This is a genomic window from Bacteroidota bacterium (assembly GCA_018698135.1).
Classification (GTDB): Bacteria; Bacteroidota; Bacteroidia; order CAILMK01; family JAAYUY01; genus JABINZ01.
Genome location: JABINZ010000027.1, coordinates 1 through 24,067 on the forward strand (window position 1 = coordinate 1; position 24,067 = coordinate 24,067).

The 24,067-nt window shown below is 35.2% G+C and carries 21 protein-coding genes; 2 read left to right on the forward strand and 19 right to left on the reverse strand.

Translation table 11 applies throughout. The annotated features are described in order from the left end of the window. The 12 genes from HOG71_01810 to HOG71_01865 form a co-directional block, all read right to left on the reverse strand. Positions 1-3,746: hypothetical protein (locus HOG71_01810; GenBank protein ID MBT5989562.1), on the reverse strand; the 3,746-nt coding region annotated here is incomplete at its 3' end. Between the two features lie 142 nt (positions 3,747-3,888). Then, complete coding sequence (locus HOG71_01815) at positions 3,889-5,259, reverse strand: dipeptidase (protein ID MBT5989563.1); 1,371 nt, start codon at positions 5,257-5,259, stop codon at positions 3,889-3,891. A gap of 52 nt (positions 5,260-5,311) precedes the next feature. After that, on the reverse strand, positions 5,312-5,611 hold the full coding sequence (locus HOG71_01820) for a hypothetical protein (protein ID MBT5989564.1): 300 nt from the start codon (positions 5,609-5,611) through the stop codon (positions 5,312-5,314). Then, positions 5,571-7,460 carry a T9SS type A sorting domain-containing protein gene (locus tag HOG71_01825; GenBank protein MBT5989565.1) on the reverse strand — a complete coding sequence of 630 codons (1,890 nt, stop codon included), beginning with the start codon at positions 7,458-7,460 and terminating at the stop codon, positions 5,571-5,573. The genes HOG71_01820 and HOG71_01825 overlap by 41 nt, the downstream gene beginning before the upstream one ends. A gap of 182 nt (positions 7,461-7,642) precedes the next feature. Continuing rightward, complete coding sequence (locus HOG71_01830; protein MBT5989566.1) at positions 7,643-8,104, reverse strand: energy transducer TonB; 462 nt, start codon at positions 8,102-8,104, stop codon at positions 7,643-7,645. Beyond that, positions 8,101-8,553, reverse strand: a complete 453-nt coding sequence (locus HOG71_01835; protein MBT5989567.1) for a TonB family protein — start codon at positions 8,551-8,553, stop codon at positions 8,101-8,103. The genes HOG71_01830 and HOG71_01835 overlap by 4 nt, the downstream gene beginning before the upstream one ends. Next, complete coding sequence (locus HOG71_01840; GenBank protein MBT5989568.1) at positions 8,550-9,065, reverse strand: energy transducer TonB; 516 nt, start codon at positions 9,063-9,065, stop codon at positions 8,550-8,552. Before HOG71_01840 ends, HOG71_01835 begins: the two co-directional genes overlap by 4 nt. Further along, a complete protein-coding gene (locus HOG71_01845; protein ID MBT5989569.1) occupies positions 9,066-10,172 on the reverse strand; it encodes a hypothetical protein in 1,107 nt (368 codons plus the stop codon). Positions 10,173-10,260: 88 nt separating this feature from the next. Further along, on the reverse strand, positions 10,261-12,048 hold the full coding sequence (locus tag HOG71_01850; protein ID MBT5989570.1) for an arginine--tRNA ligase: 1,788 nt from the start codon (positions 12,046-12,048) through the stop codon (positions 10,261-10,263). A 6-nt stretch (positions 12,049-12,054) separates the two neighbouring features. Beyond that, the gene (locus tag HOG71_01855) at positions 12,055-12,864 is read right to left on the reverse strand and encodes an SDR family oxidoreductase (GenBank protein ID MBT5989571.1); all 810 of its coding nucleotides are present in this window, start codon (positions 12,862-12,864) and stop codon (positions 12,055-12,057) included. Between the two features lie 12 nt (positions 12,865-12,876). Next, positions 12,877-14,967 (reverse strand): LysM peptidoglycan-binding domain-containing protein, encoded by a 2,091-nt coding sequence (locus tag HOG71_01860; GenBank protein ID MBT5989572.1) that lies wholly within the window; start codon positions 14,965-14,967, stop codon positions 12,877-12,879. 27 nt (positions 14,968-14,994) lie between these two features. Further along, positions 14,995-16,266 (reverse strand): insulinase family protein, encoded by a 1,272-nt coding sequence (locus HOG71_01865; protein MBT5989573.1) that lies wholly within the window; start codon positions 16,264-16,266, stop codon positions 14,995-14,997. Positions 16,267-16,412: 146 nt separating this feature from the next. Here HOG71_01865 and HOG71_01870 point away from each other — a divergent pair, with 146 nt between their 5' ends. Continuing rightward, positions 16,413-17,213 carry an ABC transporter substrate-binding protein gene (locus HOG71_01870; GenBank protein ID MBT5989574.1) on the forward strand — a complete coding sequence of 267 codons (801 nt, stop codon included), beginning with the start codon at positions 16,413-16,415 and terminating at the stop codon, positions 17,211-17,213. A gap of 35 nt (positions 17,214-17,248) precedes the next feature. Here the strand turns inward: HOG71_01870 and HOG71_01875 are convergent, their stop codons facing one another. From HOG71_01875 to HOG71_01895, 5 genes are all read right to left on the reverse strand, one after another. Continuing rightward, on the reverse strand, positions 17,249-17,737 hold the full coding sequence (locus tag HOG71_01875; GenBank protein ID MBT5989575.1) for a PEGA domain-containing protein: 489 nt from the start codon (positions 17,735-17,737) through the stop codon (positions 17,249-17,251). Positions 17,738-17,817: 80 nt separating this feature from the next. Beyond that, positions 17,818-19,194 carry a hypothetical protein gene (locus HOG71_01880; GenBank protein ID MBT5989576.1) on the reverse strand — a complete coding sequence of 459 codons (1,377 nt, stop codon included), beginning with the start codon at positions 19,192-19,194 and terminating at the stop codon, positions 17,818-17,820. 244 nt (positions 19,195-19,438) lie between these two features. Then, positions 19,439-19,750 (reverse strand): hypothetical protein, encoded by a 312-nt coding sequence (locus HOG71_01885; GenBank protein MBT5989577.1) that lies wholly within the window; start codon positions 19,748-19,750, stop codon positions 19,439-19,441. 240 nt (positions 19,751-19,990) lie between these two features. After that, positions 19,991-20,281 carry a type II toxin-antitoxin system RelE/ParE family toxin gene (locus HOG71_01890; protein MBT5989578.1) on the reverse strand — a complete coding sequence of 97 codons (291 nt, stop codon included), beginning with the start codon at positions 20,279-20,281 and terminating at the stop codon, positions 19,991-19,993. Next, positions 20,271-20,504, reverse strand: a complete 234-nt coding sequence (locus HOG71_01895) for a tRNA pseudouridine synthase A (protein MBT5989579.1) — start codon at positions 20,502-20,504, stop codon at positions 20,271-20,273. Before HOG71_01895 ends, HOG71_01890 begins: the two co-directional genes overlap by 11 nt. A 218-nt stretch (positions 20,505-20,722) precedes the next feature. Here HOG71_01895 and HOG71_01900 point away from each other — a divergent pair, with 218 nt between their 5' ends. Beyond that, positions 20,723-22,576 carry a T9SS type A sorting domain-containing protein gene (locus tag HOG71_01900; protein MBT5989580.1) on the forward strand — a complete coding sequence of 618 codons (1,854 nt, stop codon included), beginning with the start codon at positions 20,723-20,725 and terminating at the stop codon, positions 22,574-22,576. 58 nt (positions 22,577-22,634) lie between these two features. Here the strand turns inward: HOG71_01900 and HOG71_01905 are convergent, their stop codons facing one another. Continuing rightward, a complete protein-coding gene (locus tag HOG71_01905; GenBank protein ID MBT5989581.1) occupies positions 22,635-23,216 on the reverse strand; it encodes an NAAT family transporter in 582 nt (193 codons plus the stop codon). Between the two features lie 119 nt (positions 23,217-23,335). Beyond that, on the reverse strand, positions 23,336-24,067 hold a 732-nt coding region (locus HOG71_01910; protein ID MBT5989582.1), incomplete at its 5' end, for a BamA/TamA family outer membrane protein.

Genomic DNA, 24,067 nt, shown 5'->3' on the forward strand with positions numbered 1-24,067 from the left:
AAACTATCACAACCAGCATAATTTGGAATTGTGTCAGCATAAACACCGCTGATTGTATATGTTTCTTCTCCACTAGGAACTATGTAGCTGTTGCAAACTGTTTCTGAAATAGTGGATGATGATTGATAGTTTACTGTCAAATATATCGTTAGCAAACTGTCACAACCAGCATAATTTGGAATTGTGTCAGCATAAACACCGCTGATTGTATATGTTTCTTCTCCACTAGGAACAATATAGCTGTTGCAAACAGTTTCTGAAATGGAAGCTGATGACTGATGGTTTACGATCAAATTAATAGTTAGTAAACTGTCACAACCAGCATAATTTGGAATGGTGTCAGCATAAACACCACTACTTGTATAGGTTTCGTCTCCACTAGGAACTATGTAGCTGTTGCAAACAGTTTCTGAAATAGTAGATGATGATTGATAGTTCACAGTCAAATTGATGGTTAGCAAACTGTCACAACCATTATAATTTGGAATTGTATCAGCATAAATTCCGCTACTTGTATATGTCTCATCACCACTTGGCACGCTGTAGTTAGTACATGACGTTTGGTAAACAACACTACTTGTACTATTATGAATGGTCAGATATAATGTTATAATGCTGTCACAACCCAATACATTTTGGATAGTATCAGTATATACGCCACTACTGTTATAAGTTTTGGCTGAGCCAGAAATTGTATAACTATAGCATTGGCTGATTGAAAGTGAACTGTATGTTTTATCGATAATTGTTAAATCAAGAATACGTACACTATCACAGCCGAGGATATTAATTAGCGAGTCATAATAGAACCCAGATTGAGTACGGAAAGCACCTGCAAAATAAACACTGTCATCTTCACAAATGGTGATGCTGACAAAATGAGTATCAATATCACAAGGAATTTCTTCAACAACAACAAAAATGGAGTCTGAACATGCCAGCGAATCTGTAACTATTAGTTTATAGGTTCCTGCTATTAAACTATCTGCAATCGATGTTGTTTGCTGTAAACTATCATTCCATTGATAAGTAAATGGCGGATTAGCTCCATTTACAGTTACACTTACTAATCCATCATAGGTATTTCTGTTTGCCTTCTGAATACTATCAACTGAAATAAACATGCATTTATCAATAAAACAATTCTGAATAATAGCGACACTATCAGCACCTGAAAGTGTTATAAGTAAATCCTTGTCGCCATCGGCATCTATGTCAGAAACAACTGAAGTAAAAGGCTTAGCACCAATATGATACATCATTGTTGAATCGAAAGCTCCACTCCCATCGCCAAGCATGATAAAAAGTGTACTATCAGAAGCATTGGAAACAGCCAGATCAATATTACCATCTCCATTCATATCATAAGCTTCAATTCCACAGGGATAATCACCACTTGGATATTCAACTTTTGAATTAAATGTTCCATCTCCTTTGCCAATAAACACATAAACTTCATCATAGGATGATCCTGATGCTGCAATATCAATGATGGAATCGTTATTAAAATCACCTAAAGTGACCTCCTTTATTCCTAATCCAGCAGTGTATTTAGTAGGTGAAAGAAAAGTATATGTTGCATGACCAAGTGCAACAGCAATACCTGTATTCGTTGTAACAACTATATCAATAAGCGTATCGTTATTCAAATAGCCAGCTTTAATATGCTTTGGGTATGTCGAACTTCCTAGGTTTACTCTACTGTAATAAGAAAAAACACCACTTCCATTATTCTTCATCAACCGGACATCACCTCCCTGATCCCGACAGATCATCAAATCAACATCGCCATCATAGTCAAAATCATGACTAACCATGTCCCAAGGTCTGGAACCAGTGTAATAATCTGTTTTCGTTTGAAAAGTACTGTCACCATTTCCTAAATACACTGAGAATCCGTTTACCCCATCAGGCACAGCAACGATGATATCATTAATATTATCTCCATTGAAATCATTTACTTCCAAATTCACTGGCTGATCGCCTCCAGTACCTACCGTAAAACTGGAGTGATAAGTGAAAGTACCATCGCCATTTCCAAAACTAATATGAACCTTATCGGTTGAATATGCCACACTTAAAAGCGTAACTAAATCAGGAATTGAATCACTATTAATGAAACAAACTTCAATATCGTTAGCTCCTAGTTTTGTATAGGTTCTGTTATCATCGAGGCATGGGATTTCAAGAATATTTACTTCTGCGGTATCCTTGCATCCTACTGAATCTGTAACAATTACCTGATAACTTCCTTTGACTAATGATGATGCTATTGAATCGTTCAAAGCTGATGCATGATTCCATGAATAGGAATAAGGATAGGTTCCATTAATGGGTGACACTATAATTTGCCCATCATTTCCACCAATAGCACTGACAAAACTCCTTGAAGTTTCCAGACTTAAACTGCAGGTAGGATCACTGATAATAACAGTAGTTGTAACCACACAACCTAAAGAATCGTTTACCACAAGTGTGTATGTTCCTGCTGAAAGATTGTTTGCAACAGAATCTGTTTGCGCATTTGAATCATCCCACAAATACGTATAAGGTCTTAATCCACCTGTTACCAAGGCAGTTGCAGATCCATCATTTCCTCCAATTATGCTGGTTTTATTTTTTGCAAATACCACGGCTGGACATAGTGTATTCAAATATAAATTTGTACTACCGCCTCCATAATAGTTTACATTAAGCAGATCAATATCTGAATCACCTTCAATATCCAGTGAAATAATTCCATGTGGTCCGTCACCAGATACTATTCCAATAGGCATTTGAAATGATCCATCTCCATTTCCATACAAAATGTTTACACTATCATAATTTACTATTGTAACAGCTAAATCAATTTTTGAATCCAGATTGAAATCAGCAGCAGTAACTGCAAAAGGTCTGTAACCACAATAATAATTCTGCATGGGTTTAAACATTGTACCTGTGTCTCCCAACAAAATCGAAACACTATCGTAATTCCATGAATTACAAACAGCAATGTCAATCAAAGAATCGGAATTAAAATAACCAAGTGTGGCATACTCTGGAAAATGACCTACATCAAAAGTAACGGCAGATTTAAATGTTCCATTCCCATTTCCTCTCAAAACACTTATTTTATCATCATTACGATCAACAGTAATTAAATCCAATATTGAATCCTGATCTATATAATCCACCAATAAATCATTAGGTTTATCACCTGTCATGTAATCAACTTTTGAGTAGAAGGTCCCATCTGCTTTGCCAATAAATACGGATACTCTACCTGAATATTGCTCGTTTGCAACTGCAATATCGATAATGGAATCAGCATTGAATTTACCAACAACAATACCTTTGGGATTATTAAAAGCAGCATAATTTACTTTGGAACTAAAAGTTCCATCACCTATACCCATTAAAACAGAAATATTGTCATCAAGAATATTTGAAACTACCAGATCTAGCACAGAATCCCTGTTGAAATCAGCTGTAGCAATATCAAAAGTGCCATTTCCTGCGGAATACAAGACTTCTGAAGCAAAGCTATCCCTTGTTACACCCAATAAAATACTTATGTTGTCTCCACCATAATTTGCAGTTGCAATATCAATTAGTCCATCATTATTAAAATCAGCAGAAATCAACATATTGGAATTGTAGCCTGCATCAAATATTTGAGGAGAATCAAAAGTCAAATTCTGGCTAAATAGAACGGTAGACAGCAATAGAAAAAAAACAGCAGCTAATATAGATTTAAAACTCATTTCGTTCAAGGCTTAATTAATACTAGCACAAAACTACAACTCAATCGTTTCTATCACAAAAAAAAGCCGAAGAAGAAAATCCTCTCCGGCTCAATCTAATTAAAGAAGCGCTAACCTTTTATATAACGCTTATGCCTGCTTTTTATTTCATGATCTCTACATAATGCTTGTAGAAATGTGTAAGTGTTTCAATTCCGTTATAAAACTGCTCCAATGGAAAATTTTCATTAGGTGAATGGATTGCATCTGCTTCAAGACCAAATCCCATTAATACAGATTTAAGTCCCAATTTATCTTCAAATGTTGAAATGATAGGAATACTTCCTCCACTTCTAACAGGAACAGGTTGCACCTTGTAAACATCCATATAAGCTTTTTCGGCTGCTTTATAGGCAGGAATATCTATCGGACAAACATAGCCTTGTCCACCATGCAATGGTGTAACTTTAACTTTAACCGACTTAGGAGCAATACCTTCGAAATAGGCTTTGAACATATCAGAAATTTTGTGATTATCCTGATTTGGAACTAAGCGAGTTGAAATTTTAGCATAGGCTTTTGAAGGTAAAACAGTTTTGGCTCCTTCGCCAGTATAGCCACCCCAAATACCACAAATATCGAATGTTGGACGAATACCGGTTCTTTCCATTGTTGAGAAACCTTCCTCTCCCTGAAGTTCTTCTACGTCAATGGCTTTCTTATATTCTTCCACATCAAAAGGAGCTTTAGCCATCAAAGCTCTTTCGTCTGCTGTTACTTCAATTACATCGTCATAAAAACCTGGAATTGTAATTCGGCCCTTATCATCCATGGTATCAGCAATCATTTTAGCTAATACATTTATTGGATTGGCAACTGCACCACCAAATAAACCAGAATGAAGATCACGATTTGGTCCTGTAACTTCAACTTCCCAATAAGATAAACCTCTTAGGCCTGTAGTAATAGAAGGCATATCGGGTGCTAACATACCCGTATCGGATACCAGTATAACATCTGCTTTCAACATTTCTTTGTTGTCATCACAGAATTTGCCCAAATTCACTGATCCTACTTCTTCTTCTCCTTCAATCATGAACTTCACATTGCAGGGAAGATTGTTAGTTTTAACCAAAGCTTCAAATGCTTTTGCATGCATGAAGGCCTGACCTTTATCATCATCAGCTCCACGTGCCCAAATGATATCATCTTTTATGACTGGCTCAAACGGATCTGTATTCCATAAATCCAAAGGATCAACGGGCATTACATCATAATGTCCATAAACCAAAACTGTTGGTAATGCTGGATCGATTATTTTCTCTCCATAAACAACTGGGTTTCCTGCGGTTGGCATAACTACTGCTTTGTCAGCACCTGCTTCTAGTATGCTCTTTTTCCAATATTCCGCAGCCTTAATCATATCAGGTTTGTGATCGGAAATTGAACTGATTGATGGAATCCGAATTAATCCAAATAATTCATCTAAAAATCGTTGTTTGTTCTCCTCAATATACTTTTTTACTTCTTCCATAATTTTACTTTAAATCTTAATCTTTCTCAAAGATATTATATTATTCTGAATTTTATTTTCTCTTGTTTTTGAGTTTATTTTGCTGATTTTTTATCGAATCGACTTTCGATTGATCGGCTGACTGATGTTTTACTTCAAAAAAATCATTTCCATCCGTTGATATTTCCATTTCCAGTTTATCAGGGACTTTCCCTGAAAATGTATCAGCCTGAATTATTTCCAATTCAAGTTCTTCAATAAACTCTACCTCAGGCAAATTTCCTGATTGATTTTTATTTGTTTTGCATGAAAATGCGAGCAAAACCAAGGAACTAATTAACAATAATCTTTTCAGTTTTGAGAATTTTTTCACCATCAATAATTTGAATTAAATAATTACCACTTTGTAAAGCCAATTTGTTAAAGCGAAGTATTGTTTTTCCTTTCTTAGTTAAATCATTATACAGTTCTCTAACCACCTTGCCCTGCATGTCAATGATTTTAATGGAAATAAATGCTCGTTCCTGCAAAGAAAACTCCAGCGTCATCATTTCGTGAACAGGATTTGGGAAAACACTCACATTCACTTCAAGCTCTTCACTTTCTTCCATATCTGTTAGGGCATTATCAGCAACTTCTGCAATCCAGGTACGGTATACATTATTCTCAATTATTGGTGGAAATGTTCCCATATCTCGAATATTTGAGCCAAAACAACCGCTTAGCCAAATTCGAGGCGCGCTGGTATTGTGCTTTCTACTAATGCCTGAATAATCTCCCCATCTTTCGGTTCCTTCCAATATATTAACAAAGGTTGCTCCTTTTTTAATGGTTATAGGACTAGAAAATTCCATTTCATCATCGCAATAAACTGCCCGAATTTCAGGATAATAATCATCAGATGAAGCTAAAAAACCTATCATTACATCTCTGTCATGCGAAGCATTGGGTGATGAAGAGGCTACTGAAGGATAGGCAAAATCCATATTTGAACCTCCATATAATTTAGAGGTATTTTGCATTTTGGAAAGGTCAAGTCTGTTGTAATTAATACCATTGTAGGCCAGATTATATTCACTATGAAAAACAAAATGAACAATGCCTACTCCACGACTAATTTGGTAAAAACCGCCTTGAATCCTGCAATCACCAATGTCCATTAAACCAGGACTAATGGTGGGAATTTCATTTTTTTGAACCGCATCTCCTGCTAATTTATACAAACTGGATTTGATCGTATACGATAGTAAACTTGGATTGCTATTCATGTTGTTGGTCAGGCTATACAAGAATATATCAGCTGATTGCCCATGACTTGAATTGGAAACGAAATATAGTCCTGGACCATAATTTCCCTGATGCCCCCAACTTATCGGGCATAAAGTAAACGGCTTATTTCCATTTCCATCTTTAATATCTTTCCATGTTTTCCAAGTGAGTGAATTACCCGCATATCCGGCCTGTTTATCCATCTGGATAATTATGGATTCTGAAAAACCGCCTTCATTATTAAGGAAAACATTACCAGTTATAAATACCTCTGTATTGGATACGCCTACATTGGGATAGTCCAACCATTTGGATGTATAAATGGAACTTATTTCAAGAATCGGTAGATAATAGATATTCCATCCATCCAACGGATTATTTGTTATGCTAAAGGAAACAAGAATTTTATTATTGGATGTATGATTTCCATGTAAGGCCACAAATATAAATCGATCGGCTCCACTATCATAAATAATTTTGGGATCATACAGCTTCCCGTTTAAATCTGCATCATTATAAAAATCGTAAAATGTTTTACTAAAAAGTCTTTTACCATCAGTATCAAAATAAACAATATTGGAATTGATTGCACTAACAATGATTCCATTATTTGAAATGGCCATGGAATTATCAGGAGGAGTTCCTTGCAATGGCAAATTTGATTCAAAATTTCTAAAAATGCTAGGCTTAGCAGCACGATATGTATCTGAAAAGTTTTCCCTAGAGCTATTGATATGATCAATTTTGTATTGGTTTTGCTGCTTCTTAATTTCTTTTAGCAATTCCGGATTAGGAACCTCATGCTCAATTTTATAAGGTAGTGTTGATACGGAAGTCATCCACTGCTCACCATCTGAAATATTAGTTTGCTTAACTAATTCTGTTACCTTTATTTTAGAAGTGTTTGAATTTTCGTAATAACTATAGCTTTTTGTTTTGTCTATAGTTTCCATTTTGAACTGAGCACTTACAGGAATTGAATAAAGGGCTATTAAAAGGGAGATTATAAGTTTGATATACACAGGTTTCATTATTCGTTTGGGTTAGTATGCAAAAGGAATGCAAATGTAAATATTTATCAAGCGAGCACTTCAAATAATGAAAAGAATTATTTATCGTGTACTTAATTAGTGGATTAGCGATTCTTATTGTATGCTTTTCGTTCTTTCTTTTTCGATTTCTCACCACCAGACAAAGCAAAGCGAATAGGCAAGTTAATTGACACGCGAACTGTTTTCCCTCTTTGTTCACCGGGTGTCCAATTAGGCATCATCTTGCAAACTCTTAATGCTTCAGCATCAATGGCAGGTGTCACGCCTTTCAGAATACGAAAACCGGATAGTGATCCATCCTTTTCAATGGTAAAGCCCACTACAACCATTCCTTGAATATTATTGTTGCGCTCATATTTGGGATAGACTATATTCTGGCTTAAAAATTCATTTCGAGCTTTGTCACCTCCTGGATATTCAGGAATTTTCTCAACCATATAAAAAACACTGTCTTTTTCAATTTTGACTTCTTGTTCTTCAACTACTTGAGATTTAGCAGACATGCATAAAAATGTCAGCATCAGAATGTAAATTATTCTTTTCATCTTAAGGACTTATTTCTTTTTGATTTTCCTTTGTATTGTTCTCGATCAAAACGAATAGGAAGATTAACATAACTGCCAACATTTCCTTCCTTATTGCTAGCAGGAATCCATTTAGGCATCAATTTGCAGATACGCAAAGCTTCTTCATCGAATGAATCATCCAAACTTTTTAAAACACTAAACTTGGAAAGGCTTCCATCCTGATCAACAAAAAAGATGACTACTACATATCCCAAGTCTTGCTTCCACATTTCCAAGGGTGGATAATTCAGGTTTTTTCTGATGAACTTAGTTCGCGCTTTATCACCTCCAGGAAACTGAGGTGGCGTTTCTGCAACAATAAATACAGCATCTTTGTTCGTTTCTTCTACTTTACCTTTATTTACTTGTGAGAATGCCGAGGAACAAATTAAAAAAGCGAATACTATGAGTAGGCTTGTGGGTTTCACTTCTTTTTCTCTTTTTGCTTTTTGCTATCCTTCACTTTTTCATCAGCCAGGGTAAATCTTAAAGGCAAATTGATAGAAACACGCATAGGTTTACCTCTTTGTAATCCAGGTGTCCACTTAGGCATGGCTTTAATAACGCGCACTGCCTCATCGTTCATTGCTGGAGTAACACCTTTTAAAACTTTTAGATTCGATAAGCTTCCATCTTTTTCTACAATAAAGTTAACGACAACTAAACCCTGAATACCATTATCCCTTTCTTTATCCGGATAGACTAAATTCTTACGAAGAAATTCGTTTCTTGCTTTATCGCCACCAGGAAATGAAGGGGGTACCTCAACCATCAAAAAAACCTGCTCTTCTATAGGAATTTCTTCTTCAGCCTCAACAACCTGACTATAAACTTTTGATGACACAGATAATAAAATAAGCATGAAAAAGATGCCAATAATTTGCCTAAAACATAAAAAGCTCTTGAAATCAAGAGCTTTTCGTTTGAATAATGTATTCATTTATTTCTTTTTTGCCTGTGAAGGCTTTGTTCCAGATTTACTTTTTGTATCAGTGGTTTTTGTTTTCGATGTGGACGTTTTTGACTTTGAAGATTTTGAGGTAGGTGGAGGAGCTGCCTTGGCTTTATCCTTTGCTTTCATATCCTCATACTTGCGTTTTTTCTTTTGATCCATGAAATACAAAACCCAGTCATCTATTTTAGGCTGAATATACTTTAGATTGGCTGGCTTAATATCATTCATGGATAAAAACCAATACAAAACATTATTATTTGGGGAAGTCAGGAAAACAATATACTGATAATCTGATTTAGGATTTGCGGTGTGAATGGTAAACGACTTCATATAAATCCCATCAAAACCGGAGTTTATTTTTGCCTGAAGTTCTTTCTCATACAGAAAATCAAATGAGGTAAATCGCCAATCCAGTTTGAGATACTCATTCATTTTTTCATTCTTTTTCGCATAGCCTTTCGCTTTTTTATCCAGCTTGGTAACAAGGAATGATTTAGATCGTATATCATCAGTAAATGCATCAATTGCTAGTTTATATTTGAATTCATGCCCTCTATAAAGTGGTTTGAAGGCATCGCTATAGGCTGAACTCGTATGAACCAAGGAAAATTGAAGCATATTAAACATCAATGTTAAATCGGGAACTTCTGATAACATCAATCCATTAACGGGAGCTGTAGCAATAATCTGCCACTTTAAATCTGCTATTCCGATGTAAACATATAAATTATCATAAAAGTCTTTATCAAAAAACAATACAACGGATTTACGATCTTTTTCCTTTTTAATTTTATCCTTATTAAAAGCTTTCACTTCATATTCAAAAAAATCAAAACTACTTTTACTAATAGCTTCATCAATTCTTCTTTTCCACTCGTTTTCCATTTTTGTGTCGGTATTAAAAGCTCTCCAGCTTGTCATGTCTTTACACTTTGAGGGAATTTTTTCAACAAAAGGAATTAACAAAGTCTTATTTTTCAGAAGTTTTTCATCAATGGTTTTAAGTTTTTCCGGTCCATAACTTTGAGCAAATAGATTGGACATGAATAAAATTGAAATAAATAGTACAAATAGGGTTTTGATAGATTTCATCTTAAGTGAGTTTTACCTTATATTAAATCACGCACTAAAATACAAAAATAATGTATTCGGCAAAGAATAAATTAGCTGTAAGAATGCCTTACATACGTTCTGGAACATGAATCCCAAGCAATTTCATAAAATAGTCTATTAATTGAGAAACTACCCATGATAATTGCAGTCTGAAATACTTTTTATTAATAGATTCTTCTTTTAAAATTGGAAAATCGTGGTAAAATTTATTATAGAGTTTTGCCAGCTGATAAACATAATTAGCCAATTGTGATGGATCCATGTCCTTTTCAGCATCAGCAATGGCATTGTTGTAATAATATACTTTTTTCAGCAAGTCCTTTTCAATAGTTTCAAGGCTAAAATCAACAGGATACGTAAGTTTCTCAATATTTGCTGTATTGCTTTTATTAATTATCGATTTAATCCGGGCATAGGTATATTGAACAAAAGGGCCTGTATGTCCTTGAAAATCGATGGATTCCTGGGGGTTAAAAACCATTCGTTTTTTGATATCCGTTTTCAGGATAAAAAACTTCAGGGCGCCTAGGCCCACAATTTCACTCAAAGATCTTCTTTCAGCTTCATCCATATCAGCTGTTTTACCCGATTCCAAAATATAATCGAGAGCCGTTTGTTGCATTTCGTCCATTAAATCATCGGCATCAACCACAGTTCCTTCACGCGACTTCATTCTACCTTCCGGTAAATCAACCATACCATAGGACAAATGAAGGACAGATTCGGCAAAAGATTTCCCTAATTTCTTGAGAATTAGCTTGAGAACATTAAAATGATATTCCTGCTCGTTACCAACAATATATACCGATTTATCAGGACTAAAATCATCGTGTTTTAGTTGGGCAGTACCTAAATCCTGAGTCATGTAAACAGATGTTCCATCAGGACGAAGCAACAGCTTTTCGTCCAAACCATCCTCCGTTAAATCGACCCATACAGAACCATCTTCTTTTCTGAAAAACAAGCCTTTTTGCAATCCTTCTTCAACTATTGTCTTCCCTAATAGATAAGTATTCGATTCGTAATACACTTTATCAAAGCTGATACCCATTCGATTATAGGTAGTATCAAAACCGGCATATACCCAGGCATTCATTTCTGCCCAAACTCGCCTTGAATCTGTATCATTACTCTCCCATTTTTTTAGCATTTGCTGAGCTTCCTGAATGATAGGAGCCTCTTTCTCTGCCTCCTCTTTGCTTGAACCATTTTCGATCAGCTGAGCAATTTCTTCTTTGTAGCGTTTATCAAACAATACATAAAAATTTCCGACAAAATGATCACCTTTAATTGAAGCAATCTCAGGAGTAATTCCATCACCTTCCTTCAGCCAGGCAACCATAGATTTACAAATATGTATTCCTCTATCATTTATCAGATTTGCTTTTGTTACCTGATGTCCTCTAGCTTTGAGAATTTCAGAAACTGAATGCCCAATCAAATTGTTTCGGATGTGCCCTAAATGAAGTGGCTTATTCGTATTCGGTGAGGAATATTCAATTAAATAGCTGAGTGGTTTTTCATTGGGTTGTACAACTATTTCTTTATTGCTCAGCAAAGAAAACAAGTAATTCATCCAATACTCATCGGCTATCAGCAAATTTAAAAACCCTTTTACAACTTCAAAATCAGCTATATATTCAGAGGCTTGTTTTAACTTTTCGCCCAATAAGGTTGCAGTTTCAACTGGAGATTTCCTACTGTGTCGGAGCAAAGGAAATACAACTATGGTTAAATCACCAATGTGATCGACAGTCGTTAATTCGATCTGAATTTGATCGAGCTCAATTTGGTAATCAAATAATTCTTTGAAAGCTTTGCTGCTTTCAGTTCTTAATATCTGGTAAATATCCATTAATATCTATTTAAAAGGGGAACCTTCCTCTTTGGCGAAGTGTCGGTAAACAGCTTTGTCAAGCCAAACAGGGCAAAACTTATTGAACACATAAATCAGTTTGCCATAATACGACATCACCAAATGCGATTTTCTTTTCTTAACTGAGCGAAATATCCGCTTTGCCACTCTTTCAGCACTAATCATTTTACCCTCTTGTCGAGGTGATTTTCCTTGTTCACTTCCATCCTTCATCAAAGCAGTCACTCTTATATTTGATGTGGTAAAACCAGGCGCTGCAATCAATACATGCAATCCTTTATATACATTTTCAGTTCTAACACATTCTAGAAATCCGTTTACTGCAAATTTAGCAGCAGAATATCCTGTTCGACCGGGCAATCCTCTAAAAGCAGCTGTTGACAATACACCTACAACCGATCCTTTTGTTTCCAACAGATAGGGCAAAGCATGTTTCGTACAATACACTGTTCCCCAAAAATTAGTCTGCATTACCTTTTCAATTACCTGCAAATCCAACTCACTAAATAATGCACGCATTGAAATACCAGCATTGTTAATTAAAACATTCAATTTGCCAAATTTGTTAATGCATTCTTTCACTATTTTTTCACAATCTGCCTCCACATCCACATCAGCTTGAATAGCGAATACCTCTGGCTGAAAACTTTTTATTTCGCTTTCAACTAGTTTTAACTTTTCAATATTGCGTGCTGCAATAACAACTTTTGCTCCATTTCTGGCAAATTCAATTGCAGTTGCCTTTCCGATTCCTGATGAAGCACCGGTAATAATAACAACTCTATCTTGAAACATTTGACTGTTTTATTATTTGACTTTTAGTTTCTGACCAATGCTTAAATTATTTGAACTTAAGTTATTTATACTCTTTAGTTTATCAACTGATATATTAAATTTTCTGGAAATTGAATAAAGTGTTTCGCCACTTTCAACAATATGCATGGTCTCAACAGCTGGTGTTTCGATCACTTTTTCAACTTTTTCAACCTTTTCTACCGTTACTGCCGTTCCACCGATTACAAGTTTTTGTCCAACGCTTAAAGTATTGGATGTCATGCTATTTAATTCTTTAATTTTATCAACTGAAACACCATATTTCTTTGATATTGCATATAAGGTTTCACCTGCCTGCACGATATGAATGGCTTTATCACCGGTCACTTTAACATCTGTTTTTGGCTCAGCTGTCTTAACATCTGGCGTTGTGGCTTTTGGCTTGATAAAGAAATCATCGGCTGATGTACTTTTTTCTTTCACAGGTTCAGATGCAACTGGCTGCTCTGGTAATTTTATGATCAGTTTCTGACCTTTTTCGATCTTGTATTCTTTCAAATTATTTAATGCAATCAAGTCGATAATGGTCATTTTATAATTCCGTGAAATTGAATAAAAACTTTCGTCAGCTTTCACAATATGAAAAATAGTATCGGAGGCAATTTGCTCATCGAATTTCTCATAGTCTTCTGCAATTGTTTTCGATTTGTCTGATTCAACTTTATTATCATCATTTGTTTTTGAAATAATCAATTTATCATTCAGACTTAATTCATTCGATTGCATATTATTCAATCGTTTCAGTTCATCAACACTAACTCCATATTTTTGAGCAATAGAATACAAAGTTTCTCCTGCTTGCACCTTATGCATATTCACTGTATTCGATTCCTGTGGGCTATCATCAACTTTTGTATCGGCAACAACCGGAGTCGTTTCTGTATTCGTAATTGGAACCTCCTCAAAATCATCTTCGAAAACTATTTTTGAACTAGATTCCTTTGGTGTTTCAACTTTTGTATCTTTTGCTGGCTCCTCCTTGACTGGTTTTTCAGTAACAACAACTTTTTCTTCATCTTTAACTGGATCTTTTGCTACAGTTTTTTCGTTTGAAGCTATTTTCTCTTCATCCTCTTCTATCACTCTTTTTTCAGCAGGATCGCTTCGCTTTTGCCTGAGATATAAAATTTCTCCAACTGCGGCTTCTTCATTTGCCTTCATCAAATTCTTCTGATATAATGCATCCAGCTTGATCCCATATTCCTGGGCAATTGTATACATTCTATCTTTTTTCTTGACTATATGATAGGATTCTTTAGCGACCGTTTTCTTTGGTCCGAGGTAAACAACAGCACCCGTTTTCAAGGGAATTGGTTCTTTCAAATCGTTGTATTCCAGTAGTTTTCCTACAGCTATACTGTTTCTTTTGGCAATTTCGTTATAGGTATCATTTTCTTTGGCCAGAATGGCTGAAATACCATTATACTTGAATTGTTCATCAGCCTGATAAACCACTTTGCTTGATTTGTCTTTTGGAACAGCAACATCATAAGCAGTCAGATTATGCTTATCAATCATATCAATCAGCAATTCTGCATAATTTCTTCGTGTAGCATATCCTGCCGATTTTAATCCTCGTGCCCAGCCTTGATAATCCAAAATATCCAGTTCAAATAATCCAGCATAACGCTGTCCGCTGGTTAAAAAATTAGAATGATCGAGATAGGATTCATTTGAATTCGTATATTTTCTGAAACATTCATTTGCTTCATCGTCATCAAAATAAATGGCTTCGCCTTTCCAACTACTGCCGCATTTTATGCCAAAATGATTGTTTGCTTTTTTGGCAAGGTAGGAGTTTCCATTACCCGATTCCAAAATACCCTGAGCCAGAGTAACACTTGCTGGAATTTTAGCTCTTTTCATTTCCGCAATTGCTAAGTCCCTGTATTTTTTAATATACAATTCAGAAACCGATAGCTCACTTTCCATTTTTCCTAAATAAGGATCAACATAAGAGACTTCTTCGACTTTGATTCCTCCTGTTTTCTTCGTTGTTTTACATCCATTTAATACCACTAAAAGAAGCATTAAACTAACTGCAATACTGAATATTCGATTCATCTTTTCAGATTTAATATTAATACAAAATTATCTATTTCTTTTTGATCTGTAAACCAATGTACTAAGTGTTGATTTATCAAGCACATCATTTGCTACTTCCAAAACATCTGCTGCACTTACTTTTTGAATGTTTTCAATGATTTCTGCATGCGGAATAATCCTACCAAAATCCAGTAAATTTTTCCCTCTAATTTGCATCAGCGATGAATAATTCTCATTATACATAGCCATTTGACTCAGCAGTTGCCTTTTTGCCCGATTTAACTGAATCACAGTCAATTTAACATCTCTGAGTTTTGCAAATTCCTTATTGATCAAATCAACACTTTTATGTAAATATTTTTCATCAGTACCTAATTGCACTGAATAGGTTCCGGTATCTTTATACGCACTATAACCTGACGAAACATGATAGGCATAAGCATGCTTTTCCCGAACCGACATATTTAATCTCGAGCTCATCCAATCGCCATCAAGTACATTATTTAAAATCGTTAATGCATATTTTTTTGAACTATTGATTGAGTAAGCTTTATTACCAATGATGCAATGAACCTGATTAAAATCTTTGGAAATTTCTTTTTCAAAAACACTGTATTTAACATCCTCAGCGTCCTTCTTCACATTTGATGTCGAAGGTAAACCAACAAAATGTTTTTCAATAATTTGAGCAATTCGATTGGGCCCCATACTTCCTACAATGCTGATCACAATATTGTTGGTTGTATAATGTTGTTTCCAGAATTTTACCAATAAATCTCTGTTAAATCCTTGAATACTATTTTTGCTTCCTAAAATATTATGACCCAATGAGCTTCCCGGGAAAGAACTTTGATTGAACTCATCAAAAATACTTTCTTCAGGGCTATCCTCATACATTTCAATTTCTTCTGTAATAACCGATTTTTCTTTCTCAATTTCTGCATTGGGAAAAGTCGGATTAAAAACCAAATCGGTTAGTAAATCGATGGATCGATCCAAATACTTTTTAAGTGATACTGTATAAAAACACGTTCTTTCGCGTGTAGTAAAAGCATTCAGCTCACCACCAACAGATTCAATACGATTTAAGATGTGGTATGATTTCCTTTTGGTAGTTCCTTTAAACAAGCCATGCTCAATAAAATGCGCAGCACCATTTGTTTCAGCGGTCTCGCATCGGCTACCTGCGCCTACCATTATGCCACATTGAACGATAGCAGATTTTTTTGTTTGGCTAAAAATAACACGCAATCCGTTATCAAGTTCAAATAAATAATCCGATTCTCCTACTTTCTTATTTTGAATTCCTTCCGCCACAATTTACCGTATTAACTGGAAATTAATTATTTTTATTACCTTTAAAAGTATATTCAACATACGAAATTAGAGGTATTATTGTTTTTGGATTTAGAATTTTTAAACAATTGAAGAAATTATCCACATTAGCTAATTATTAATTTTTAATGAATAAAGTACATATAGATCAGATCGGTAATAAAGTAGCAATTTCAAGCAAACTGGAACGAATTATTTCAACTGTTCCAAGCCAAACTGAACTTTTGTGTTTTTTAGGGATGACTGATAAAATTGTTGGAATAACGGATTTTTGCATTCATCCAAAAGAGAAATTAGAGAAAAAAACAAAAATAGGGGGAACAAAAAACCTGGATCTTCAAAAAATCAGAGAATTGAAGCCTGATTTAATTATAAGCAGCAAAGAAGAAAACGAGAAAGAACAAATTGATGAAATTTCAAAAGAATTTCCTGTTTGGGTAAGTGATGTAAAATCATTGGAAGATGCTTATAAAATGATTGAACGCCTTGGTGCAGTTTGCAATAGATTAGATTTAGCTCAAAACACAAGTTCCAGTATTCATTCAGGTATGGATTTGTTGTATAGTAAAACCGACATTAAAATTGCCTACCTGATTTGGGAAAATCCGTTCATGGTGGCTGCTGGTGGAACCTATATCAACGATGTGATCAAAAAATTGGGTTTTGTTAATGTTTTTAGCCATAAAAAACGATATCCGCAAATTACTTCAAAAGAGCTGAAAGATTGCGGTGCAGATTTCATTCTGCTTTCATCAGAGCCTTATCCATTCAACTCAACACATATAGAAGAGTTTAATAAATGCTGCCCCGGAGTAAAAATAATATTGGTGAATGGACAGTTTTTTAGCTGGTATGGAAATCGTTTATTGCTGGCATTAAATTACTTTAAGTCTATAAAAACTGTAATTACTGCTATTCATTCCAGCTAGAATAGAAATAGGCAACTTTACTGGCTTCTTTAAATTTATTCATTCAATATTTTCTCTTTCGCTTTTTTATATTCTTCTTCTGTAATTAATCCTTTCTCAAATAGAGCTTTAAATCTCAGTAGTTTTTCCTCCATCGTTTCCGGCTTCATACCTTCTGAATCAGGTTTAAGAGGCAAAGGTGTAAGTTCGTAAAAATGAGATGGGTTATAATCAAATGCCCATAACAAAGGGACAAGAAAAAAATAGCCACATACAATTGGACCAGCAGCAGGTTCTTCTTCTCTACAGATTTCATCATAGAGACGCTCATATCCTTCCTTTTCAATTCTTATATCAGTGCAAGAAGAAATGATTTTCGAATTGGTCATTCTTACAGGAGATTGTCCTTTATTGACTCCATCAATGTATACTATTGCCCCGGCAGGGTCTGTTTCTATTAATGTAGTACTGCTACACGATGACAACACAATAAGAGCTGCTACTAGTATAGCAAATGGGTTAATAATATTACTTTTAGATTTCATATCGAACAATTAAAAAAAAATAAAGTTCGTGAAAATCATATAATTAATAAATAGGTGTTGAAAGATAAAAATTGTTCTACTTATTTCAACATGGCCAATTGCTGGTTGATAAAACTTTCCTCAACAGCTTTCAGCTTAACAATAGGTTTCACGCGGCTATTTACAGAAATTGAACTTTCATAATAATAAGCCTGATCATCGATAAATGAAACAGCTATTAAACTTGCCTGACGGTTTTCAGGAACCTGACCGAAAGTCACTTTGTTATTAATCACATTCCCCCTCATTAAACCGCGAACATCCTTATATACCAGGTAATATTCAGCTTCTATACTCACATCGGCTGATACAAAAAAAGGAATCATTGGTTCTCTATAAAATTTGTCGCAATTTATATAGCCCATATCCAAAACATTTAAAGTATTGGCCATTTTTTGACGGGCTTTTTCTTGCTTTTCCATTTCTTTCATTAGTGCTTCTTGTATCAGTCTGTCTTTCTCTCTTTGCTCTGCTCGTTCTTTCTCTTCAATTTCTTTTAGTCGTTCTTGTTCAGCAAGGTAAGCCTCCCATTCCATTTCTGAATTAAAAGTTTTTTGCGAAATGATATTGCCCTGATAATCTTTAACTGTTTCAACCATTTTCCAACTCCTTTTTTCAATTGTTTTCGGTGGCAATATCCAGTTTAACTTGTTTGGTGATCGTGGATCTTTAATAAAAATCTGCATATCCGCATCGGACTGACCCAATGTAAATCCTACATCAACGCCAATGGATTGATTTATTTTCACTTCCTTACTGGCTAGGTCATTTTCAGTAGCATTTAAATAAATAGAACCTCCGGTTTCTATCATACGTCCATTGGAAACCGTAGGCAAACCATTTTTCATATAATCTTGCATGTCATAAAACTCCTTGAGCTCTACTTTTACTTTCTTCTTGCTCAATAAACTTCCGGCCTTAAAAAATAATTCCGTTCCTTCTGCTCCAACAATAAGGGTATCTTTATTGGGATCGATCACAAAAAACTGGGAAGCTTTTGGCGGATAATGATCTTCTAATCCTTTAGGTTTTTGGGCTGGTGTCTCCAAAACAAGAGAGGGTGCTTTGTTCAATTTCATATTGGTGCAAACACTTAATCCTGTATAAGGACTTGGGAAGTTCGAAGGTGTTCCAAGTAAGTCAAAACCAATGGTTTTTGCATAAGCAGCAACTTTAGCGGCCTGTGTTTTTGCTTCCCTCGCAAATATTAAGCGGTTTGAAATCGGATCTTCAGTCAATGGGTAAATCATTAAACGCTCCCCGTATTTAATAAACAAAGCCAGGCTATCTATTTGCTGCTTTTGTTCGCAACTTAGTTCGACCTGTTTTAGATCAAAAAACATTTCGAAGCGAGTGACTTGTGCGTAAATGCTTGAGCCGAAAAGTAAGAATAATAGTCCAAGAATAAGTTTTCTCATGCTTATAAGATTTTCTTAAACTAACGCAGAAAAGCTTATTTAAGTATTTTAAACTTGCATTTTGATGACAATCAAGCGGAAGTGTCCACTTGTGTTGATGTCCCAAATTTGGGTCCTATCAGAGTCTCTAGGAGAGGACTCTGATGTTAGTGATCGTCCTAATAAGTTTACAGTTTGTAGTGAATCAGAGTCCCTTACAGGAGACTCTGATTGGACAACTTGAGAAATCGATAACAAACTCACATTAGCTTACTCCAGCGACATATTTCATCGCTTCCTCAGCAAACTGAGTCCATTTGTTTTGGTGATTAAAAGATACTTGCACCCACTCTTTCATGGGTCTATTATTCCCTGAAGGATCAAATAATTGTGAACCATCCAAACTCAATGCTTCACGATGAATATCTCCAGTTAATTTAACTACCATTTCGTTTTGAAAAAAACAGACAAATGCTTTCTTGTTTATTTTAAAACAAGGCTTACCAAACATTTGACTTTCTATTGCTCCTGTTAAGTTATGGCCAATTTCAAGGTATTTATTTTGTTCTTCTTTCATAGATGCTTATGTACAAAACCAAAGTTCGCAAAAATACATTTAATAGCGCAAGCGTCCGATTGTGCTGGTATACCAATATTCAATTATCTGCTGAAGACAGTAGCTTCAATACATTTTCATAATACAAATTAGAAGCGAGAATACAATGTTATTTTGGCACAAGCGGATGCTTGCGCCATCTCTGGGTTGATGATCATTAAGGAAGTAATGATTTTCAGCTAAGGTTGCCAACAATATTTCTTATCTTTTGAAAGGTTTTTCTTGATACTTTGTAAATCCAAATACTTCAATCAAATCTTCTTTTTTATTGAATTTATAAACTATTATATAACCTTTATACGTTAAATCCCGAATATCATCACGATCAAAAAATATTGATTTTCGGTTTTTAAATGGCATTGATGGGATTTGTCTTATTGTGTTTAAAACCTCAGATTTGAATTTTCGTGCAGCAGATATTTTGTCTTTGGCGATATATTCAACCTGATCATTCAGTTTGTTTCTAAATGATTTAGTAATCCTAATTTTCATATTTCCTAATTGAGCTTTCTAAATCTCTATCTAGCTCTTCAAGACTAATAAACTCAGCGGTATCTTTTTCAACGAGTTCTAGTTCCTTTCTCAAGTAATCTTGAATAGATAGAAAATCTTCATTTTCCTCAATTATTTGGATTTCTTCTTTATTAAACCTTTTAAGAAACCACATTAGGTTTTTATAAATCTGATCATTTACTCTTAAACGAATGGTTTGCATAATCACATTTTTTACAAATATACCTCATTCACAACTTAATTTCAAGTCGATGTATTATTGGTGCAATCGATTAAATAAAAATCAGTTCCAGAAACCCGATAGCAAGTTTACAGTTTGTAGTGAATCAGAATCCCTTACAGGAGACTCTGATTGGACATAAAAAAACTAAAGCCCAGTTCAAAAGTGATTATGTATTTTTGCTTAAAAGAAATATAGCAATGAATAAGGCCATTAAACTTAGTATCCTATTAATCGTATTTTCATTTAGTCTTTTCGCTCAGCAAATTAGCGAAACTCAGAAGTTCCCTGTACGTGCTCAGGTTGATGTGGGATCAATTGAAAGCGATTACCTTTTTAATGTGCAGCTTATTGAAGCGCCTAAACCCGGATCCAATGCTTATTCATCCTATTTGCAAAAAATCAAAAGCCAGATTCCTGCAAAAATTAAATCAACAGATAAAGGCTTTTCCTACCGAAATGAAACACCCTCGCCCATTGCTCTTTATGGATACAATGGCAATAGCTGGAACGGACACGTACCTAATGACAACGATTTAGCCATTTCAAATGGAGGAAAAATTGTTTCTGTAACCAATTCTGTAATTTATTTTTACGAAAACGACAGTCAGATTCATGCCCCTATTTCATTGGAAACTTTTGCTTCCAGTTTTAATCTTCCTCACGGGAAATTTGATCCAAAGGTATTATACGATCCAAACGAAGATAAATTCGTGATGGTTTTCCTGAATGGATTTGGCATTAATACCTCCATGCTTTTCCTTGCATTTTCTGAAACCAATGATCCTACGGGCAATTGGAATATTTATACCCTTCCTGGTAATCCTCTTTACGACTCTAGTTGGAGTGATTTCCCGATGATAGCTTTCACCAAGGATGAAATGTTTTTCACTATCAATCTTTTGCGTGAAAAAGTAGGAAATGAAACATGGAAAACAACTTTCAAGCAAACTGTTATCTGGCAAATCGATAAAGCCACAGGTTATGCTGGCGATTCGCTGGAAACAAGACTATACCACGGCATTGATTTTGAAGGAACAAGAATCCGAAATCTGTGTCCGGTTCATTACGGTCTCGAGCCCAATGGAGATGATATGTATTTCCTGTCTGACCGGAATTTCTCCTTATCAACCGATTCTTTCTTTTTAGTTTACATCAATGGCAAAATGAATCATCCTTCTACCGATATTACTGTAGAATTGATTCAATCTGATGTTCCTTATGGTGTTTCACCTTCTGCCGATCAGCCAGTTAATCGTGCATTGGAAACAAACGATGCCCGTGTTTTGGATGCTTATTTACAAAATGACGTAATCCATTTTTGTGGCAATTCAGTGAATTTCAATGACAACCATGCTACCGTTTTCATTGGTCGATTGAATGATCCGGATGGTGCTCAAACACTAAGCCTTAAGTTTTTAGAATGGCAAGGACTCGAGTTTGGCTATCCGAGTATCGAATATACTGGTGATGGTACAAGCGATGAGTCGATTCTTTTGGTTAATCACAGTTCCGATACAGTATATCCGGGTATGTCAGCCATGTTCATTCAGAATCAAAAATTCTCTGATTTAATACGTTTGAAAAATGGAGAGACAACCGTTACCGTGCAATCTGGGAAGGTTCAGCGCTGGGGAGACTACACAGGATTGCAGATCAAATATGATGAACAGGGTGTTGTTTGGGGAAGTGGCTACTTCGGACAAAGGAAAAGCTCAATTGAGCGAGTAAATGGCACCTTTATATGCCAACTTAAAAGCCCAACTTTTACTTCCATTGGAAATGATGCTCAAGTCAATTCAACTATTAAAGCTTATCCAAACCCAGTAGTCGATTATCTGCATATTGAATTTACAAGTGATAAAACACAAATTTGCGAATTCAGAATATTAGACCTTCAAGGTAAAGAGATAAAATACCTGCAACAAACGAAAGTAAAAGCTGGGAAAAACAGCATAAACCTTTCATTAGATCCTTTGAAAGAAGGCATCTATTTTCTTGAGATTGTTTCGTCACATGGGGAACGAAAAGTGATTGAGCTTGTAAAGAAATAGGAGCTCGCAATTATCTGGGAAAGACGCCTAACAAGGTGCGAGTTACGAGCAACGAACGCTACTTCATAAATATATCCTGCAAAATAGGTTTCAATCCACTAAAGAAGAACTCAACAGCAATCACCATTACAATTAAACCCATAATGCGCATTAAAACATTCAGTCCGGTTTGACCAAGAAGTTTTGACAAACGCGATCCACCATATAGCACAAAAAACATAATTGCCAGAACAAGCAAAATAGCCCCTACTAAAATCATCATGCGGGTTGAGTCATAAGCGTCTTCCATTAAAACAATGGCATTGGTAATAGCACCTGGGCCACATATCATAGGTATTGCCAGAGGTGTTATAGAAATATCATTAACGTATTGTTTTATTTCGGAGTTTTTAATTTTTGTTCGTGTTAATCTGGCCTGAAGCATGTCCTGCCCCACCATAAAAAAGATTATTCCACCAACTATTCGCAAACTATTAATTGAAATACCAAAAAATCTAAATATCAAATCGCCTGTAAACATAAAAAGCATGAGGGTAAAAAAAGCTATGACAACTGCTTTTAAGGCGGTTTTTGTTCGGCTTTTTTGATCCAGATCAGAAGTCATCGACAAAAATACAGGCATGACTCCAAATGGATTCATTAAAGTAAGAAAAGAAGTAAAGGCTATCAGGCCAAATTCAAAATAAGATGTCAAAGCAAGAAATTTTTAATTATGAAAATTATGATAGATTTATACAGATAGTACTGATTTTACAATTTCTAAAAGGAATATCCAATACCTAAATTAAAGTTGATATCACTGAATTTAGTATCCTGAATGACCCATCGATTATTCAAAGGCATGGCAGGATCTCTGACTGGAATTCCAAAATCTAGTCGGAGAATAAAATATACCAGGTCTAATCGAATTCCAAAACCGGTACCAACAGCAACTTCTGAAAGGAAAGTATTAAACTTAAACTGTCCTCCTGACTGAGCATCTTCTTCTCTGAAGGTCCAAACATTTCCCATGTCAACAAATACAGCTCCTTTAATTACTGAAACAATATCAAACCGATATTCGTAATTATTTTCCAGTTTAATTTCACCATTCTGACTAAAACTTGAATTATTGGTTCCGCTATATGAACCCGGGCCAAGTCGTCTGAGTGGCCAGGCCCGAATACTATTTGCTCCTCCAATATAGTAGCGCTTTTCAAATGGCAAGGTAACTGAATTGCCAAATGGGGCTCCAACACCTACCAGAAAGCGGGCAGCAAAAGACGACCATGGATTTATAGAATAATTTATACTCGCATCAATATCACTTTTCAGGTATTGAAAAAAAGTTGTTTTTCCTATTTGATAAACTGTTGTATCGCTAATATTTCTGTTGCCTTCTGCTAACACAAAAGCTAAACGGGGTAAATTACCAGCTGTTTCAAAAATGTTCCAGCGCACTCGCCAAAACTTCCTGTTTCCTTTAGTTTGATCTTTAAAAGAGATAGACCA

Bases quoted from the DNA above. Each gene is read 5' to 3' on its own strand.
- HOG71_01815 (MBT5989563.1), bottom strand. From the start codon at position 5,259: ATGGAAGAAGTAAAAAAGTATATTGAGGAGAACAAACAACGATTTTTA.
- HOG71_01825 (MBT5989565.1), bottom strand. From the start codon at position 7,460: ATGGAAACTATAGACAAAACAAAAAGCTATAGTTATTACGAAAATTCA.
- HOG71_01830 (MBT5989566.1), bottom strand. From the start codon at position 8,104: ATGAAAAGAATAATTTACATTCTGATGCTGACATTTTTATGCATGTCT.
- HOG71_01840 (MBT5989568.1), bottom strand. From the start codon at position 9,065: ATGAATACATTATTCAAACGAAAAGCTCTTGATTTCAAGAGCTTTTTA.
- HOG71_01845 (MBT5989569.1), bottom strand. From the start codon at position 10,172: ATGAAATCTATCAAAACCCTATTTGTACTATTTATTTCAATTTTATTC.
- HOG71_01850 (MBT5989570.1), bottom strand. From the start codon at position 12,048: ATGGATATTTACCAGATATTAAGAACTGAAAGCAGCAAAGCTTTCAAA.
- HOG71_01855 (MBT5989571.1), bottom strand. From the start codon at position 12,864: ATGTTTCAAGATAGAGTTGTTATTATTACCGGTGCTTCATCAGGAATC.
- HOG71_01860 (MBT5989572.1), bottom strand. From the start codon at position 14,967: ATGAATCGAATATTCAGTATTGCAGTTAGTTTAATGCTTCTTTTAGTG.
- HOG71_01870 (MBT5989574.1), top strand. From the start codon at position 16,413: ATGAATAAAGTACATATAGATCAGATCGGTAATAAAGTAGCAATTTCA.
- HOG71_01875 (MBT5989575.1), bottom strand. From the start codon at position 17,737: ATGAAATCTAAAAGTAATATTATTAACCCATTTGCTATACTAGTAGCA.
- HOG71_01880 (MBT5989576.1), bottom strand. From the start codon at position 19,194: ATGAGAAAACTTATTCTTGGACTATTATTCTTACTTTTCGGCTCAAGC.
- HOG71_01885 (MBT5989577.1), bottom strand. From the start codon at position 19,750: ATGAAAGAAGAACAAAATAAATACCTTGAAATTGGCCATAACTTAACA.
- HOG71_01890 (MBT5989578.1), bottom strand. From the start codon at position 20,281: ATGAAAATTAGGATTACTAAATCATTTAGAAACAAACTGAATGATCAG.
- HOG71_01895 (MBT5989579.1), bottom strand. From the start codon at position 20,504: ATGCAAACCATTCGTTTAAGAGTAAATGATCAGATTTATAAAAACCTA.
- HOG71_01900 (MBT5989580.1), top strand. From the start codon at position 20,723: ATGAATAAGGCCATTAAACTTAGTATCCTATTAATCGTATTTTCATTT.
- HOG71_01905 (MBT5989581.1), bottom strand. From the start codon at position 23,216: ATGAATCCATTTGGAGTCATGCCTGTATTTTTGTCGATGACTTCTGAT.